The sequence below is a fragment of the Acinetobacter sp. FY731 genome (assembly GCF_059515905.1).
In genome coordinates, this window is the sequence record NZ_JCAKNB010000007.1 from 122918 (window position 1) to 141325 (window position 18408).

Annotated in this window: 12 protein-coding genes; 4 read left to right on the forward strand and 8 right to left on the reverse strand. The window is 36.5% G+C overall.

The genetic code is table 11. The features are described from left to right. Positions 1 to 39: 39 nt before the first annotated feature. The 6 genes from AC5YC8_RS10540 to AC5YC8_RS10565 form a co-directional block, all read right to left on the reverse strand. Positions 40 to 861, reverse strand: coding sequence for a TatD family hydrolase (locus AC5YC8_RS10540; RefSeq protein ID WP_496164485.1), 822 nt, complete (start codon positions 859 to 861; stop codon positions 40 to 42). Between the two features lie 5 nt (positions 862 to 866). Next, positions 867 to 1814 carry an RsiV family protein gene (locus tag AC5YC8_RS10545; RefSeq protein ID WP_496164486.1) on the reverse strand — a complete coding sequence of 316 codons (948 nt, stop codon included), beginning with the start codon at positions 1812 to 1814 and terminating at the stop codon, positions 867 to 869. A 67-nt stretch (positions 1815 to 1881) separates the two neighbouring features. Beyond that, a complete protein-coding gene (locus AC5YC8_RS10550) occupies positions 1882 to 2700 on the reverse strand; it encodes a hypothetical protein (RefSeq protein ID WP_496116341.1) in 819 nt (272 codons plus the stop codon). A gap of 85 nt (positions 2701 to 2785) precedes the next feature. Then, complete coding sequence (locus AC5YC8_RS10555) at positions 2786 to 4378, reverse strand: peptide chain release factor 3 (RefSeq protein ID WP_496164488.1); 1593 nt, start codon at positions 4376 to 4378, stop codon at positions 2786 to 2788. A gap of 133 nt (positions 4379 to 4511) precedes the next feature. Then, positions 4512 to 6578 (reverse strand): bifunctional diguanylate cyclase/phosphodiesterase, encoded by a 2067-nt coding sequence (locus AC5YC8_RS10560; protein WP_496116338.1) that lies wholly within the window; start codon positions 6576 to 6578, stop codon positions 4512 to 4514. 245 nt (positions 6579 to 6823) lie between these two features. After that, a complete protein-coding gene (locus tag AC5YC8_RS10565) occupies positions 6824 to 9019 on the reverse strand; it encodes a carboxy terminal-processing peptidase (protein ID WP_496116337.1) in 2196 nt (731 codons plus the stop codon). 198 nt (positions 9020 to 9217) lie between these two features. Here AC5YC8_RS10565 and nagZ point away from each other — a divergent pair, with 198 nt between their 5' ends. The 4 genes from nagZ to pta all read left to right on the forward strand — a co-directional run bounded on the left by nagZ (position 9218) and on the right by pta (position 15508). Then, entirely contained in the window at positions 9218 to 10243 is a 1026-nt protein-coding gene (gene nagZ, locus AC5YC8_RS10570) for a beta-N-acetylhexosaminidase (protein WP_496164489.1), read from the forward strand. A 189-nt stretch (positions 10244 to 10432) separates the two neighbouring features. Further along, positions 10433 to 11698 (forward strand): glutamate-5-semialdehyde dehydrogenase, encoded by a 1266-nt coding sequence (locus AC5YC8_RS10575; protein WP_496164490.1) that lies wholly within the window; start codon positions 10433 to 10435, stop codon positions 11696 to 11698. Positions 11699 to 12103: 405 nt separating this feature from the next. Next, positions 12104 to 13318 (forward strand): acetate/propionate family kinase, encoded by a 1215-nt coding sequence (locus tag AC5YC8_RS10580; RefSeq protein WP_496164491.1) that lies wholly within the window; start codon positions 12104 to 12106, stop codon positions 13316 to 13318. Positions 13319 to 13366: 48 nt separating this feature from the next. Continuing rightward, complete coding sequence (gene pta / locus AC5YC8_RS10585) at positions 13367 to 15508, forward strand: phosphate acetyltransferase (RefSeq protein WP_496164492.1); 2142 nt, start codon at positions 13367 to 13369, stop codon at positions 15506 to 15508. Between the two features lie 91 nt (positions 15509 to 15599). On the opposite strand, the gene AC5YC8_RS10590 is transcribed toward pta, so the two are convergent. Next, positions 15600 to 16058 (reverse strand): nucleoside deaminase, encoded by a 459-nt coding sequence (locus AC5YC8_RS10590; RefSeq protein WP_496164493.1) that lies wholly within the window; start codon positions 16056 to 16058, stop codon positions 15600 to 15602. A 550-nt stretch (positions 16059 to 16608) separates the two neighbouring features. Beyond that, entirely contained in the window at positions 16609 to 17847 is a 1239-nt protein-coding gene (gene gltS / locus AC5YC8_RS10595; RefSeq protein WP_496164494.1) for a sodium/glutamate symporter, read from the reverse strand. Between the last annotated feature and the right edge of the window lie 561 nt (positions 17848 to 18408).

Genomic DNA, 18408 nt, shown 5'->3' on the forward strand with positions numbered 1-18408 from the left:
TACTGTGTTTCGCAGCTTTCGTCTTGCTTATCCACTTCATTATCGAGTGATATTCAAAGCTTCAAATGAATTGTGCCACAGTTGTTCTGCAAGCTTTTCTATATCTATATTTAAAGTTTGCGCTAAACCCTCTAATACAAAAGGTAAATTTGCTGGTGTATTCCTCGTTTTTATTCCATCTAAAGACTGACAGCACAATGGTGTCATATCAGGACAATCTGTTTCTATAACAAGGTTTTCAATACCTATTGCATGCACAACTTGATGCAGTTTTTTAGCATTAGGATTGGTAATTTGCCCCGTAACACCTATTTTAAAACCTAATTTAACAAATGCTTTTGCTTCTTCTACACCACCACTAAAGGCGTGAGCAATACCACCGTTTTTAAAATGATGTTGCTTCAACATTGCCAAAACATCTGCATGTGATTTGCGAATATGCAATAAAATAGGCTTATCAAATTGCTGAGCGAAATTGAGCTGTATATCAAAGAAATCTTTTTGTTTTTGATACATTTCAGGTACTTTATGTTGCTTCAAAAAAGTATCTAAACCTATTTCTCCTATTGCAACACAATTTTCATTTCTCAATAATTTTTCTAAGACAGCCAAATGCTGGATTTGATGATCTTCAATATAAAAAGGATGTAGACCAGGTGCAAAATGGCTTTGTGGTGCTAAATTTAGTGAATTCAAAAACTGATGTGTTTTCAATAAATCATGAAATCTAGATTCTAAAAAACCAATTAAAATTAAATGCTCAACACCTCGGCTTTTTGCAGTATATGCAAGATGTTCCCTATCTTGGTCAAAATCTGGAACATCAAAGTGCGTATGTGTATCAAAAAGCCGAATGCTCATGTGTCTTATTTACTTTCTTTGACTGCAACTTCGCTTGCTGCGGTCTTTTGAGTTTCTGTATTAGGTAAGTACTGAGCTTTTAGAATGCCTTGTAACTGATCATACGGAATAATTAAGCGTGGTAATCCTACAACATAAGGACCTATTTCATATTCACCATATTGTAAAATTAAGCCTTTTTTATCCAAATTAAAATTGTCTGATAATTTAAACTTCCAAGCCTGCTCATACTCATCAACATTTGTTGCAATTTCTGACTCTATAATCCAAGCCTTAAATGCCTCATATGCTTTTTCATCAAGTTGTTTTAATTTATCTTTTTCAATAATATTCTTTAATTGAACTTGTTTTTTAGTATCTAAATCGAAGTTCAAATAAGTTTGAGAAGTAGACCCATGTGCACCACCCAAATAATGACTACTATTAAGCACAACAGTCACTAACGAACCTTCAGATTTTAAAATTTTGGGTTTAATCATTAAGCTAATACTATGATTGGCACTTAATGCTTTAATTTCTTCATCTAAGCTTAAAAAGGCTTTGGTATAAGGTGCAACTTTTTGCTCAAGCTCCATTTTAGGTGTTTGCACATCCTTTATACTGAGCTCTGAACTCGCTTCAGCAGTAGATGCACTTTTTTCCTCTTGTTCTTGGTTTGGAGCAAGTGTGACTACCTCTTTTAAGATCTCCAAAATTTTCTGATCAATGACTTGATCAATAAAGTTCTGATTACTACTTAAACGATAAATATCAAGCTCAGGACAGTTCTTTTCTTTGCATTCAGGTAAGTTTAGAGATAGCTTTTCAACATTACCTACAAGTTCCATTTTTTGCTGATCTACTTGCGTCTGTTGAGAATCTTCTTTTTTTTCCGTTTGTTTAGGCTGACAAGCACTAAGTGAAATTGCAACTGCCAGTGCACTCATAACGAATATAGTTTTGTTTTTTAACATTGAGTAAACCTACTTTTTTATCTCTCAATTATTTAATGCAATATCAAATAATTATTCAGACCTGAAACTAAAACATATTTTTATAGATTACAGGTTTTACAACTTGTTGAGTTTGTGCCTTAGTTAAGTAAATATCAAGCTGTTGTGCATCTTTAACGATTTCATTTGTTCTAAAGTGTAACCCCAAGCCTTCATGATCGAAAAACCAATCTGCCTGCCCCCATAATAATTTTTTAGGTGCTGTGCTTTGTACCGATAAAACTTGCTTTTCCAACCATTCCTGATATGCCTTTTGTACAAAATCATTCATATTAACTTGCTGCTTTGAATCAATAACATCTAATATTTTCAACGCTTTTTGCTGTTTTCGATCTGCTGCAAAAAAGTAATATCGCTCTGTAATATTTGTACCATCTTGTTTGGAATCCAAACCTATTTGTAATAAAACATACTGATTTCTTTGGTAAGCCATGCGTGTATAAATTGCTAGCTCATAGGCTTTATTTGTTTTTTCTTCTGCTTGCCAAGCATCAGATTTTTTTACATAAGCATTAATTGCTTGCTGTAAATTCATATCTTGCTTTAAGCCAATTTGATCTTGAATAACCAGTGCCTGATTTTTTTCAATCCAAGCATTCATCCATTTATCTTGAGTGCTAATGGTTTGAATATCAATCTCAATACAATTTTTAGTTTCACAAAATGGTAAGGCAAAATCGGCACTTTGTTGCTTCATATTCAAATAAGGCAATATATCTGGATTCTCTGAATTTATAGATGCATCCATGTCCTGATCTAGTTTTTCTTTTTGTTCAGATGATGAATCACACGCGCTCAAGGTTAAACCTATTGCAAAAATCATTGTAAATGAAAGCTTTTTAAACATCTAAACTTCTCTTATCCATTTTGAAACCATACTACATAATAAAACAGCTTCCATTGGAAGCTGTTTATTTTTTTATATCTAGATATTAGTGTTCACGCGTATTACGGAATTGAATATCTGGATATCGTTCTTGCATTAGCTGTAAGTTTACACGGCTTGGTGCAAGATAAGTTAAATGACCACCACCATCTACAGATAATTGATCATGTGCTTTTTTCTTAAATTCGTTAAATTTCTTTTCGTCATCACAAGCAACCCAACGTACAGTATTAATGTTTACAGGCTCGTATACGCAATCGACCTTGTATTCTTCTTTCAAGCGATACGCAACCACTTCAAACTGAAGAACACCGACAGCACCTACAATTAAGTCATTACTGTTTTGTGGCATAAAGACTTGCGTTGCACCTTCTTCTGAAAGTTCTTTCAAACCTTTTTGAAGCTGCTTAGATTTTAAAGGATCTTTTAAGCGAACACGGCGGAACATTTCAGGTGCAAAGTGAGGAATACCTGTAAATTGTAATTTTTCACCTGAAGTGAAAGTATCACCAATTTGAATAGTCCCATGGTTATGCAAACCAATAATATCACCTGGCCAAGCTTCTTCTAAATGCTGACGATCGCCTGCTAAGAATGTCAGTGCATCACTAATACGGACATCTTTATCTAAACGAACATGCTTCATTTTCAGACCTTTTTCATAACGACCTGAACAAATACGCATAAATGCAATACGGTCACGATGTTTCGGATCCATATTGGCTTGAATTTTAAATACGAAACCTGTGAAGCCTTCTTCTGTTGCTTCAACTTTTCGATCTGCTGTTGGATGAGCTTTAGGCTCAGGTGCATATTTGCTAAAAGCATCTAATACATGGTCTACACCAAAGTTACCTAAAGCTGTACCAAACAATACAGGTGTTTGACGACCCGCAAGGAATTCGTCACGATCTAACGGATCATTTGCCATTTGTACAAGTTCTAAAGACTCTTCAAATGCAGCCCAAGCCAACTCACCTACTTTTTCACGTAAGTCAGCATGATCATAACCATCGCGTACTTCAATATCTGTAATCACAGAACCAAAGCCAGCTTTATAAACATAAAACTTTTCTTCGATTAAGTTATACACGCCTGCAAAATCACGCCCTGTACCTAAAGGCCATGTTAATGGAACGCATTTAATTTTTAAGACATTTTCAATTTCATCTAGAAGTTCCAATGGTTCACGAATTTCACGGTCCATTTTGTTCACAAATGAAATAATCGGTGTGTCACGCATACGACACACTTCCATTAATTTAATGGTACGATCTTCGACACCTTTTGCACCATCAATAACCATTAATGCAGAGTCTACTGCTGTTAATGTGCGGTAAGTATCTTCAGAGAAGTCTTCATGCCCCGGTGTATCAAGCAGGTTGATCATTTTGTCTTTAAATGGGAACTGCATTACAGAAGTCGTAATAGAAATACCACGCTCTTTTTCCATTTCCATCCAATCTGATGTTGCAGCACGATCAGACTTACGGCTTTTTACCATACCCGCAACTTGAATCGCTTGACCCCACAACAACAGTTTTTCTGTCATTGTTGTTTTACCAGCATCGGGGTGGGAAATAATAGCGAATGTACGTCGTTGCGCGACTTGTTCCGCTAGTTCTTGTTTAAAGCTCATGAAATACACCTACTGCTGAAAATCGCAGTGCAAAGATCAATACGATCAATATGAAAAATTGGCGATATTGTATCTGATTATCGATTTTGCATCCACGACGTTATGTATGCAAAAATCGCGTTTTTATTAGGGTCTATTTTTTTAATCGTTCTAAATCTTGTACTGGCATTGGCTTACCTAACAGAAAACCTTGTAACTGATGACAACCTAAGCGCTTAAGTACCTCTTTTTGAAAGTCTGTTTCAACACCTTCAGCCGTTATGGTTAAACCTAAATTACTCGCTAGCTTAATAATGCTTTCCAAAATAAGCTCATCTTTACTGTTTTGATCTAAGTCTTTAATAAATGCACGATCAATTTTAAGTTCGTCTACAGGCAGCTGTTTTAAATACAAAAAACTAGAATGACCTGTACCAAAATCATCAATGGCAAGCTTAATTCCCATTTGACGCAAACGAAGGAAGCTACGCAAGCTAGTGTCAATATGATGCATTGCTGTGGATTCAGTAATTTCTATCATTAAGCGGCCGCTTTTAATGTTATAGCGACTAAATAAGTTTTCCAAAATTGAAAACAAATGCTTATGTTCAAACTGAATAGCCGATAAATTCACAGCCAATGGGAAAAATTCCGTTTGCTTATTTTCTTCCCAAATTTGGATTTGTTTACAGGCTTCTTCTAAAACCCAATATCCGATTTGAATAATTAAGCCTGTTTTTTCCGCCCCACGAATAAACATATTCGGACCTAATAAACCATGTACAGGATGATTCCAACGAATCAGCGCTTCAACACCACAAATTTCCTCTGTACTTGTCATAAATTTAGGCTGATAAAACAATGTAAACTGTTGTTCTTCTACAGCTTTATATAAATCATTAATTAGCTTCGTTTGGCTTTTTGACTCAGATTGCACATCACTATAACTAAAAATACTATAAGTATTACGACCTTGTTTTTTAGAATGCAACATTGCCGAATCAGCATTCATCATTACATCTTGTAGGTTATTGCCATGTTCAGGGAATAAGGCTATTCCGATACTAACGGAAATATTAACTTCCTTACCTACAATTGAAAAACCTTCTTGGACAATTTGATGCGTACGTTCTGCAGTGTAAGTTGCATACTCGACTGTTGAATCTTCAATAACAAGTAAAAATTCATCGCCACCAATACGCATAAGCTTTTCATTACTTGCAAGTTGCTTATGAATTCTGTTGGCAAATTGAACAAGAAGCTGATCGCCTATATGGTGCCCAAATACATCATTAACAGCCTTAAAACGGTCTAAATCTATGTATAAAAATGCACTTTTACCCTGATTCAAGCGCTGCTGTGCAAAAAGAAGATGTGCATATTCAGTTAAAAATAATCGATTCGGTAATTTTGTTAAATTATCTTGGAGAGATTGGCTTGCAAGCTCTCGATTAGCACTTAATAACTCTTTGTTACGCTCTTCTAATCTTTGCTCAAGCAATGCAATAATAAAAGAAACCGCCAATACAAGGCTTGTAACAAAGACAATTAAAAAGAAAATAATACCCTGACTTTGCTGAGCAACAACATCTACATTAGATACAGAATTTAAGTGAAATGAAACAGCTGTCATTCCTGTATAATGCATACCAACAATAGTCAGCGCCATCATCACAGCTAATAAAAGCTTATACCAAGATTTATTTAAAACAGCATTTTTATACTTAAACCACAACCAAAAAGTAATGCCCGAACCCAAAATGGCAATAACGACAGAGAACGTAACAATTAATAAATTATAAAAGCCACTATAGCCTTCTATCACCAACCCCATCATACCTAAATAATGCATTCCAGAAATACCTAGCCCCATAAGAACAGAACCTAGTACTAATTTAGGAATGGTAAGGGTGTCTTGCGTTGTCAACCAAACAGCAAATGACGATGCAATAAATGCAACAAGTAATGAAACAATAGTTAGGGTGTAATCAAAATAATAACCACTCGGTAAGTGACATGCTAACATGCCAACAAAATGCATTAACCAAATAGCAATTCCAAAGAAAAAACCACTTAATACAATCACTATTCTTTTATATCGAGCACTATTTTTAACATTTTGTGAAACTGTGCTTTCTACAGACAAAGCAATATAGCAAGCCAAAATAGATACAACTACTGACCCTATTACCAAATCGACATCATAGTGGATTGGAAGCATCGCTCGCCTCTGTCGTTATTTTATTTTTGTTTTGCGCCACATTCACTTGTATGCACTCATCTATACGTATATTAACTATCATCAACAATTATAAAATACTCAACCTAGAATGTTATACAAGTCACTGAAGGTCAAGCACTTATCTCATTTTATTTCCACATTTACACACCTTATAACTTAAAAATATCTCAAGAGTAAATACATAAAATGAAGAAGACCAGCATATTGCTGGTCTTCTTCATGTATTACTGAGTTACTGCTGTTTTATTCAACTGATTATAGTCTAGTAAAACATTTGCAGCTTCTGTCACAAAAGTTTCTTCTTCTGCCAATGGAGGACGTTTATTCGCTTTCATTTTTGCTCTAGATTCAGATAATGCATCTAAAGCAGCTTGGTAACTTTCCCAATTTGCATACGGTTTTAAACCTGTCTCCTGACGACGTAAATTTTCAGCAGCTAAAGTTTGAGCTTCAATTTCTTTAAGTTCAGCTTTGCGTTGGGTAATATCTAAAACAGCTGTTTTTTTATCATCAGCTTTTTTCACAATTGCAGTACGCTCTTCTAAATACTTAAATTGAGGATCGACCTTCACACGTTGCTGTGACAACTTCGTTAATTCAGAAATATAAGGTTGAACCGAACCCTCTCGTTTAAATGGTGCCGTTGGAATCGTGTCCCACTCTAAAGCATTTTTAGATTTACGCTCTCCAAATGCTTCATTATAAACATCTACCAATTTAATATCAGGCACTACGCCTTTGTTTTGCGTACTTCCACCAGTAATTCTATAGAACTTACGTTGAGTTAAAGTTGCTTGACCATGTGCCAAGTTATCCAACTGAACTTGCGCTGTTCCTTTACCTGTTGTTGTACTACCAATCACGATCCCACGTTCATAATCTTGAATTGCCGCAGAATAAATTTCACTTGCAGATGCAGATGCCAAGTTAATCATTACAGCCAATGGACCTGCATACGTTTGAGTACCGCCATCGGTATCTTCAAAAATATTTACATTGCCATTGCCATCACGAATTTGAACCACAGGCCCAGACTTAATCACTTGTCCAAGCATACGTGCAACTTCTTCTAACGAACCCCCTGGGTTATTACGTAAATCAATTAAAATACCATCTACATTTTTAGCGGCTAAAGACTTTAATGCGTTATTCGTGTCTTCAGAAACTGAGCGATACTCTGTACCCGCTCTACGTGCACGGTAATTTAAATAAAATGATGGTATTTCAATTACACCAAAAGTATGTTTTTTCCCATCTCGGGTAATATCAATAGTACGTGAGCGTACACCAGCATCTTCTTCCTGAATAACATCACGCACTAAAGGAACTGTACGTGCCTGATTCATAGATGCACCCGCACCAAGCAACTTAATTGTAACTTTGGTACCACGTTTACCACGGATTAACCCGACAATTTCATTGCTCGGCCAACCAATAACATCAACCATTTTTTCGCCATCTTGAGCAACCCCAATAATGCGATCTCCTGATTTAATTTGACCCGATTTACTTGCAGGCCCACCCTCTACAATAGTTTCAATTTTGGTGTAATCTTCATTGCCACGTTCAGGGCGAATAGATACACCAATACCTTCTAGTTGCAACGTTGTTTGACGATTGAGCTCCATTGCATCAACTGGTGGGAAATAATTACTATGCGGATCATAAGTCAATGTCATCGCATTTAATGTTTTATCTAAAACATCATCACTTTTAATACGACTCATTCGCTCAAGTTGACGGGTGTAACGCTTCGTTAAGGTTTGAACAGGCGTCAAATCTTCTGGTCCTGTTAAATCTTGACCATCTGCTAACTCAGGATTGTCTTTTAATGCTTTTTGTTTCGCCTGCTCTTCTTCTTTACTAATTGTTAAATTAATTAGCTGAGAAACAAGCATTTTATTCCAATGCGCTTTTTGCTCTGCTTCTGTTTTAAAGAATGGTGATTTTTCTCGATCAGTCTCAATTGTGACATTGGGTTGATTTAAGTTTTGCGGCTTTTTCAATTCTGCCAACATATATTCATAAAACTGCTTTAAACGATTACGATACTGCTCATGAATTGCATATGGAGCAGTTAAATCGCCAGCTTTTAATGCGACACCAAAATTATCACCGTACATTTTTTGATATTTTGCAACTTCAGGTGCTAAAAATAATGTGTGTTCAGGATCTAGACTATCTATGTAAAAATCTAAAATACGATTAGACGTTTTTGCATCTAAACGCTGATTTAAATAGTGTTGTCGATCTACCAAAGTCGCCAATTGACGAGAAACTAAAGCCTGCTCTTGAGTCGGAACAATTTTTTTCGTTGTTGCTATAGTTTCAGTTGCAGCTACAGCTTCGTTAACTGCATGGGTAAAGAAAAATCCCCCCATTGCTATTGCAACAGCACATGCGATTGTTTGAAGTTTCATAAATAATTTGTACTTCCTTGGTATTTGACCAAATTTCTTTGCTCATTTTGACTTGAAATTCGATAGATTCAATGACTTAAATAGCTTAAATTAGTTTTATAATGTAGTTTTATCATAAACTGTGCTGACAAAATGTAGCAAATCATTGCAAAATTCGGTTATTGTTTTTCCTGAAAAATTCCAAAAACGGATACCGATATGATTGGCGCATTGATGCTCGACATCGCTGGCACAGAACTTACTCAAGAAGATATTCAACTATTACAAGCTCCGCAAGTCGGTGGTGTCATTTTATTTGGGCGAAATATTGAATCGCCAAAGCAAGTTCGTGCATTAACAGACCACATGCGACAAATTAGACCTGAAATTTTAATCGCAGTCGACCAAGAAGGCGGACGAGTTCAGCGTTTAAAACAAGGCTTTACGCTGCTCCCTGCAATGGGACGCTTTGGCGAACTGTATAAAACCAATCCGAATAAAGCATTAGACTTAACAGAACAGTGTGGATGGCTCATGGCAACAGAGGTTCTTGCTGTCGGCATCGACTTTAGCTTTGCACCTGTTTTAGATTTAAATGATATTAGCGATGTCATTGGTGATCGTAGTTTTGCAACCAATATTGATGACATCATTCCACTTGCTGAAGCCTTCTTAAAAGGTATGAAACGTGCAGGAATGGCATCTACTGGTAAACATTTCCCAGGTCACGGCTCAGTAAAAGCAGATTCACATGTTGCTGCTGCTATTGATTCAAGAAGCTTTGAAGAAATCCAACAAAAAGACATGCAAACATTTATTCAACTTAAACCACAGTTGGATGCATTAATGCCTGCACATGTAATTTACGACAAAGTAGATCCAAACCCTGCTGGTTTTTCCGAGTTTTGGATTCAACAAGTTTTACGCAAAGATTTAGATTTTGATGGTGTACTTTTCTCAGATGACTTAAGTATGCAAGCAGCATGCGTTGTAGGAGGTGCCGATTCACGTATTCAAGCTGCCTTAAAAGCAGGGTGTGATATGGGCTTAGTCTGTAATAACCGAGAAGCGCAATGTATTGCTTTGGAAGGAATTGTAGACTTACCTCTGCCAAATCAAACACGCTTAGAACGTATGCGTGGGCGTATTCCTGATATTCAAATTGATGGTGAGTTATCACTCGGTACTGAATGGGAAAAGGTTCGCACCAATATTATCGAGTTTAAAAATTCAACAAATGCATAAAAATTGAAGCACCTTCTGGTGCTTTTTTTATTGACTCTAAAAGCAGATTCCACATATTTGATATTTCACATGAAATAACAACATCTCATCTATAGGATACTGATTTTTTATATTTTTCTTTTTTCCTGCTTCATTGTCCTGCTTAGGGCTGTTAATATCGAGTAGAAATTTCTAAGTGATCAAACCGCTATGCAAGAGTCTATTGAACAATATATGCAAACGGTAGGACAGCAAGCTCGTCAAGCATCACGTGTGCTTGCAGGTGCGTCTACCCAAGTAAAAAATAATGCTTTATCTGCAATTCATGCAGCTTTATTAACCAATGAAGCGGCAATTTTGGCGGCAAATAAAACAGATATGACTAAAGCACATGCCAACAATTTGGACAGTGCCCTACTTGATCGCTTAGAACTAAACCCCGTACGCTTTAAAGGAATGCTTGATGGCTTAAAAGATGTCATCAGCCTTACCGATCCTATTGGCGAAATCACAGATTTAGCTTTCCGCCCTTCAGGTATCCAACTTGGTAAAATGCGCGTGCCTTTAGGCGTGGTGGGTATGATTTATGAATCACGTCCAAACGTAACGCTAGAAGCCGCCTCTCTTGCACTAAAATCAGGTAATGCCATTATTTTACGTGGTGGTTCAGAAGCACTCGAATCGAACAAAGCAATTGCTGAAGCGGTTCAGCATGGTCTTAAAGTTGCGGGCTTACCTGAAAATGTCGTTCAAGTAATCAATACATCTGACCGTGCAGCTGTTGGTCAACTCATTACTTTAACCGAATTTGTAGACGTGATTATTCCTCGTGGTGGTAAAGGTTTAATTGAACGCATTAGCAAAGAAGCACGCATTCCTGTCATTAAACATTTAGATGGTAACTGCCACGTATTTGTTGAAGCTCAAGCAGATTTCAATAAAGCACTTCCAATTGCTTTAAATGCAAAAACACACCGTTACGGCGTATGTAATGCAATGGAAACTTTACTTGTAGATGAAAAAGTTGCAGCTGAGTTTTTACCACGCGTTGCAGAACTTTATGCAGAAAAACACGTTGAGCTTCGTGGTTGCCCACAAACTCAAAATATTCTTGGAAGCACTGTCGTTACAGCAACAGAAGAAGATTGGTACACAGAATACCTAGGACCAATTTTAGCTGTTAAGGTTGTTTCAGGTATGGATGAAGCAATTGATCACATTAATAAATATGGTTCACATCATACAGATTCAATCATTACTGAAAACTTCAGCCTTGCTCGCCAGTTTCTTGCACGCGTAGATTCAAGCTCAGTGATGATCAATGCTTCTACTCGTTTTGCTGATGGCTTTGAATATGGATTAGGTGCTGAGATTGGTATTTCTACTGACAAAATTCATGCACGTGGTCCTGTTGGTTTAGAAGGATTAACATCTCAAAAATGGATTGTTTTTGGTGATGGTCAAATTCGCCAATAGATCAAATAAAAGACAAACAAAAAGGGTTAATTCTGAATTAACCCTTTTTTTATTTTTGAAAAAATTAAGTTTATAATTCTATGAAAGTTTATTAAAAAACCACTCAAATTTAACAAAAAATAATCACATAAAGTTTTTATGGATATTTTACAAACTATGCTATGTTAAATGTGTAATTCACTTGAAATGGTAGTATTTCAATAATAAATGAAATCTATAACTTCATAAATTTTAATTATTATTGGATATTCGGTCGATTGTGCTTAAGTCTAATCTCCTAAAGTCTATCTAGGACAGGAAAACAGCACATGATACAAATATACACAGATCAAAAGATAATGAATATCAATGATCAAGGGTAATACAACAATTCAAGTACGATAATTTTTAGTTAAGGGAAAGGTTATGCCTAAATCAGTACTCGTAATCAATTGCGGCTCATCTTCAATTAAATTTGCACTTTTACTCGAAGATCAAGATTTCCGCATTCACGGTTTAGCTGAAAACTTAGGCACACCAGAAGCCCGAATTAAAGGCGTCACTATGGGTAATGAGCCTGTAGATATTCGTATTCCGAATGCTGACCACAGACAAGCTTTAGAAATTGGCTTAGAGCGTCTTGCAAACTATAAGCCTGATGCCATTGGTCATCGTATTGTTCATGGCGGAACAATTACCAAAGCCGAACTCATTACAGACGATATTATTCAAACCATTCGTGAAGCAACACCACTTGCACCACTTCACAATCCAGCTCACTTAGTCGGTATTGAAGCGACTCAACGCCTGTTCCCAGACTTACCACAAGTTGCTGTTTTTGATACCGCATTCCACCAGACTATGCCTGCACATGCATATCGTTATGCACTACCTAAATACCTTTATACACAACACAACGTACGTCGTTATGGTTTCCACGGTACAAGTCATGCTTATGTTTCAGAACGTGGTTCGGAACTTGCTGGTAGCTTCAAAAAAGGTGGTTGGCTGACTGCACACTTAGGTAATGGTAGCTCAACTTGCGCTATTTGGAATGGTCAAAGTGTAGATACCTCAATGGGCTTAACGCCACTTGAAGGCGTAGTAATGGGTACGCGTAGTGGTGATGTTGACCCAAGTATTCACAGTTTCCTTGCTTCAAACTTAGGTTGGGATATCTATAAAATTGACAAGATGCTCAATAGCCAAAGTGGTCTTTTAGGTTTGTCTGATCTTTCAAATGATATGCGTACACTCATTGAAGCTTCAGAACAAGGTAATGAAGATGCAACGCTTGCTATTGAAGTATTCTGCTACCGTTTAGCAAAATCTCTTGCCGCATTAAGCTGTGGTTTACCGCAACTCAACGGTTTGTTCTTCACAGGTGGTATTGGTGAAAACTCTGCATTTATTCGTGAAAAAACGCTCGCTTACTTACCTCACTTTGGTTTCAACTTAAGTAAAGAAGCTAACGACAGTTTAAAACGTGGAACTGAAGGTCGTATTGATGCAGGTACAGGTCCTCAAATTTGGGTTGTACCAACAGATGAAGAAGGACGCATTGCAAAAGAAACTGCTTTTGTTGTTCAAAATGAGGTGAATTCCGTAACTGCAAAAAAGCTTGAGGCTGTATCGGCTTAACACATTAAATTTAGCTCATTTTTATTTAATTTTAAGATTTAGACATATATGAAAACGATTTTATTGGTTCCAACAGGTGAAGGCGTAGGTTTAACATCTGCGTGTTTAGGTCTCATTTATGCCTTAGAATGCCAAGGGATAAAAGCGGGTTTTTTAAAGCCCTTCTCTCAAGAGGCTCAAGCTAAAACTGAAGATCGTACAACAGCGCTTTATCAACATTTATTTAAAGATGAAACTGTTGAACCAATAAGTTTCGAAGCATTAACACAGCGTTTAAACTACGGTGAGAATGACGAGCTCTTAGAAGATGCTGTTCGCTTACATCGTGAAATTGCAAAAAAGCATGACTTAATTATTGTTGAAGGTATCGTACCAACCAGCAGAGATTCATTTGCAGCTGAAATTAACACCGCACTTGCAAAAGCACTTGATGCAAAAGTAGTGATTGTAAGCAATGCAAATATTCATCAAGCCCCTGCATCTGCTGAAAAAGTTGAAAATCTACTTCGTCAATATGGTGGTATTTCGGGTGGTCGCCTTTCAGGTGTTTTATTCATGCGTACCAAAGGCTTGTCAGAAGATTCTGCACAAATCCCTGTTACGTTAGACCCAAGCTTACGTTTAGTTGATGAAACCCAAAATTTCGTTGCACAAATTCAAAAAACACATGCACACATTGGTACTAAAGATTTACCCGTTATTGGTTTAGTCCCTTTTAGTAATACGCTAAGCGTGCCTCGTATTTCTGATCTTGCATCTCACATTCAAGCAAGCTGGATTAACCGTGGCGATGCCGATCAACGTCGTGTTTTACATAGCAGTTTAATTGCTTCAAACATTGAACATGAGCTAACTAAATTTATTGCAGGCGAACTGATTATTAGTGCATCCGACCGCATTGATGTACTTTTAGCAAGTAGTCTTGCAAGTAGTAATGGTATTCCTCTTGCAGGTTTAGTTCTTACAGAACATCACCAACCCAACAATCAGGTTCTAAATTTCTGTCAATCTGCAATTAAGCTCGGCTTACCCATTTTACACACTACATTAAGCACGTTTGAAACTTCACAACGTCTTGCCAATTTCAGCAATGAAATTCCTGTAGATGATACAGAACGTGCAAAACAAGTGACTCGCTTCGTATCAAGCCATATTCATCCAGATTGGCTAACAAGTTTAATTAATGGTAAGCATCAACAACGTCTTTCGCCTTCTGCATTCCGTCATGAATTAGTACAAAAGTCGATTGCTGCGAAAAAGCGTATTGTACTTCCTGAAGGTGATGAACCTCGTACCATTCAAGCTGCGGCTATTTGTCAATCTCGTGGTATTGCACAATGTATTTTATTGGCTAAACCTGAAGCTGTACTTGATGTTGCCAAAGCACGTGGCATTGAACTACCAAGCGATTTAGAAATTGTTGATCCTGACCTGATTCGTGATAATTACGTTGGGAAAATGGTTGAGCTTCGTAAAGGTAAAATCAACGAACTTCAAGCAACAGAACAACTTCAAGATACCGTTGTTTTAGGCACAATGATGTTGGCTTTAAACCAAGTTGATGGTTTAGTTTCAGGTGCAGTTCATACCACAGCAAATACGGTTCGCCCTGCCTTTCAACTCATTAAAACAGCACCTGATTATTCACTTGTATCATCTGTTTTCTTCATGTTGTTACCAGATGAAGTTTATGTTTATGGTGACTGTGCAATTAATCCAGATCCAAATGCTGAACAGCTTGCGGAAATTGCAATTCAGTCTGCCGATTCTGCAAAAGCTTTTGGTATAGATCCACGTATTGCCATGATTTCTTATTCGACAGGGACTTCTGGTGCTGGTGCAGATGTTGAGAAAGTGGCTGAAGCAACACGTATTGCGAAAGAACGTCGTCCTGATTTACTTATTGATGGTCCACTTCAATACGATGCAGCATCTGTTGAATCTGTTGGACGCTCTAAAGCGCCAGATTCTAAAGTTGCAGGTCGTGCCAATGTATTTATTTTCCCAGATTTAAATACAGGTAATACAACATATAAAGCCGTTCAGCGTTCTGCGAATGTAGTGAGTGTTGGCCCAATGTTGCAAGGTTTAAATAAACCTGTAAATGACTTGTCACGTGGTGCTTTAGTGGATGATATTGTATTTACGATTGCCTTAACTGCGATTCAAGCAGAGCAACAATCTGCTTAAGCTGTACAAATTAGCGTCTCCGCATTCCCCACCTCATCGAAAGATGGGGTGGTTTTTTATTAACAAACAAAACTCTGAGTTTTACAAAACATTAATTCTTATCTTTCCAATATTTATACAAATCTGCTTTTCCATCTAATCTCACAGGAACATATTTAAATAATAAAGCTTGCTCACTCAAGGGCTTCGCTAACTCGTTATATATGGCTTGACTCGATAACCCAAAAGACTCTGCTTCTTCATTTGAATATGCGTAATTTACTTCTGTAATTCCTGCTAAATGAATCGCAGCTAAACACATCGGACAAGGATGTCCACTTGCATAAACAGTACAACCATCTAAACGACTAGAACCCAAAATTTGGCTAGCTTTTCTAATAGCAGACAATTCAGCATGTGCAGTCGGATCATTCGTTGTCAAAATTTCATTAATACCAGAGGCAATAATTTTTCCATCTTTGACTACTACAGCCCCAAATGGTCGACCACCTTCATCCGCATTTTTATAAGCTAAATTCAACGCTTCTTGTATGAAAGATATTGTCTTCATTATTAACCTCTCCAAGCTAGTCATAGAATACATACTCTACCATCAAAGTTTTCAGGTATATGGCTTGTTCTGTAACGTAATAGGATTTGAGATTTGAGATTTGAGATTTGAGATTTGAGATTTGAGATTTGAGATTTGAGATTTGAGATTTGAGATTTGAGATTTGAGATTTGAGATTTGAGAAGAATATTATTTTTATAAAATTTTAAGCAAAAAAAAGAAGATAAAGCTTAAGCTTGATCTTCTTGTTGACCGTAGAACCACGTTGCTGCGATAAACATAGAAAAACCAACGACTGAAACAACTGCTGTAATCATAATTTCATACTCTAACTTCGATATGAACATTATCTTAAAGTTTTATGACAGTTATATGACAAATACGAAACATTCAAATAAACCATTATAACAATATAATTCAAATACTTAACACCAAAAACTACATTAAACTCTGTCATATATGACAAATATCGCATGAAATATGACAATCAATGCATATTCATTAGACAAAAAAATAGGAGCATATAGCTCCTATTTTTCATATTTTTTAATTATGCAAAGAACTTCAAAATTACTTGAATAACAGTCGCATTAATCAAGTCTACGAAGAATGCACCACATAAAGGAACAATCAAGAATGCTTTATGTGAAGGTCCATACATATTTGTAATTGCTTGCATGTTGGCAACTGCTGTTGGTGTTGCCCCCATACCGAAACCACAATGACCCGCTGCCAATACAGCAGCATCATAATTTCGACCCATTACACGGAAAGTTACGAATCCAGCATACAACGCCATTGTTAGCGTTTGTGCACCTAAAATCACAACCAATGGACCAGCCAAATCTGCTAATTGCCATAATTTCAATGAAAGTAAAGCCATTGCTAAATACAAAGACAATGAAGCATTACCAAAGACATCAATTGCACGATCAAAAATATGAACTTTGAATATGCTTTCAAGCACGTTACGTAAAATTACGCCACCAGCCAACGTCCAAACAAATGTTGGAAGTTCAAACCATGTTCCCTTACTAAAGCCAGTCATAAAGTCAGCAAATGCAAGACATGCAGCAAACATACCTAAAGTCGTAATTGCATTATCGGCAGTAATTAAACGAACTTGATGTGGAAATTCAAACTGAGTAAATTCAGCAGAGTCTTGATTTTCTGTTGACTCATTATCTTTAGTCTTCTCTTGACTTGTCATTGGTTGAGCAAGATTATGACGGTTAATCAACAGCTTAGCTAATGGCCCACCAATAATACCACCAATAATCAAACCAAAAGTAGCACTTGCCATACCAAGCGCTAACGCGCCTTGAATACCGTGCTGAACTTCTAAGATTTCACCCCAAGCACCAGCAGTACCATGACCACCAGTTAACGTAATAGAACCTGCGATTAAACCAATTAAAGGGTCAATACCTAACAGAGTCGCTAAACTAATACCGACAAAATTCTGAACGATAATGAACGATGCAACACAGATTAAGAAGATGACAAGACCAAGACCACCCTCTTTTAACTTTGCAAAGTTGGCACTTAAACCAATAGATGCAAAGAAAATAAGCATGAAACTCGTTTGAAGTTCACTACTTGTAGTAAGACTGAAGCCCCAAATATTGTGTACAACCAGAGAAAGAATTGCTGCAACCAAACCACCAGCAACAGGCTCAGGAATATTATAACGCTTCAAAAAATCAATTTTATTGACCAAGAAACGACCTAATAAAAGTACAATCGTCGCCGCTATGAGCGTATAGAACGCATTAAAACTGAATTCCATAAGTATTTTCCATACAGTTTTGGAATTGTTCCAACTCTAAGATTTTCTGCCCTTTAATACAGCAAAAGACATTATCCATCAAAGTAAAAAAGAACAAATAGAAGAAGAAATTAAAAGAAATAAAGCAATGAAAGCTTATGATGATTTGATGGAACTTGAGTTAATACTATTAATGTTATTTTTATATTAAACAACCAAGTACTTACAAAAACTCATCAAAAACTAACGCGTTTGTCCATTTCAATTATATCTAAAATAGATAAATAAATAAATATACCCTCCTACTTTGTTCAGAAGATTAATAATTAATCATAGTTTTTACTACTTAATTGCCTGAAATTTAAAAATAAATACTGCATTCTTTTATGATTAAAAAATAAACAATTTATTCATTTAAGATTTAAGATTTGAGATTTAAGATTTGAGATTTAAGATTTGAGATTTGAGATTTGAGATTTGAGATTTGAGATTTGAGATTTGAGATTTGAGATTTGAGATTTGAGATTTGAGATTTGAGATTTGAGATTTGAGATTTGAGATTTGAGATTTGAGATTTGAGAT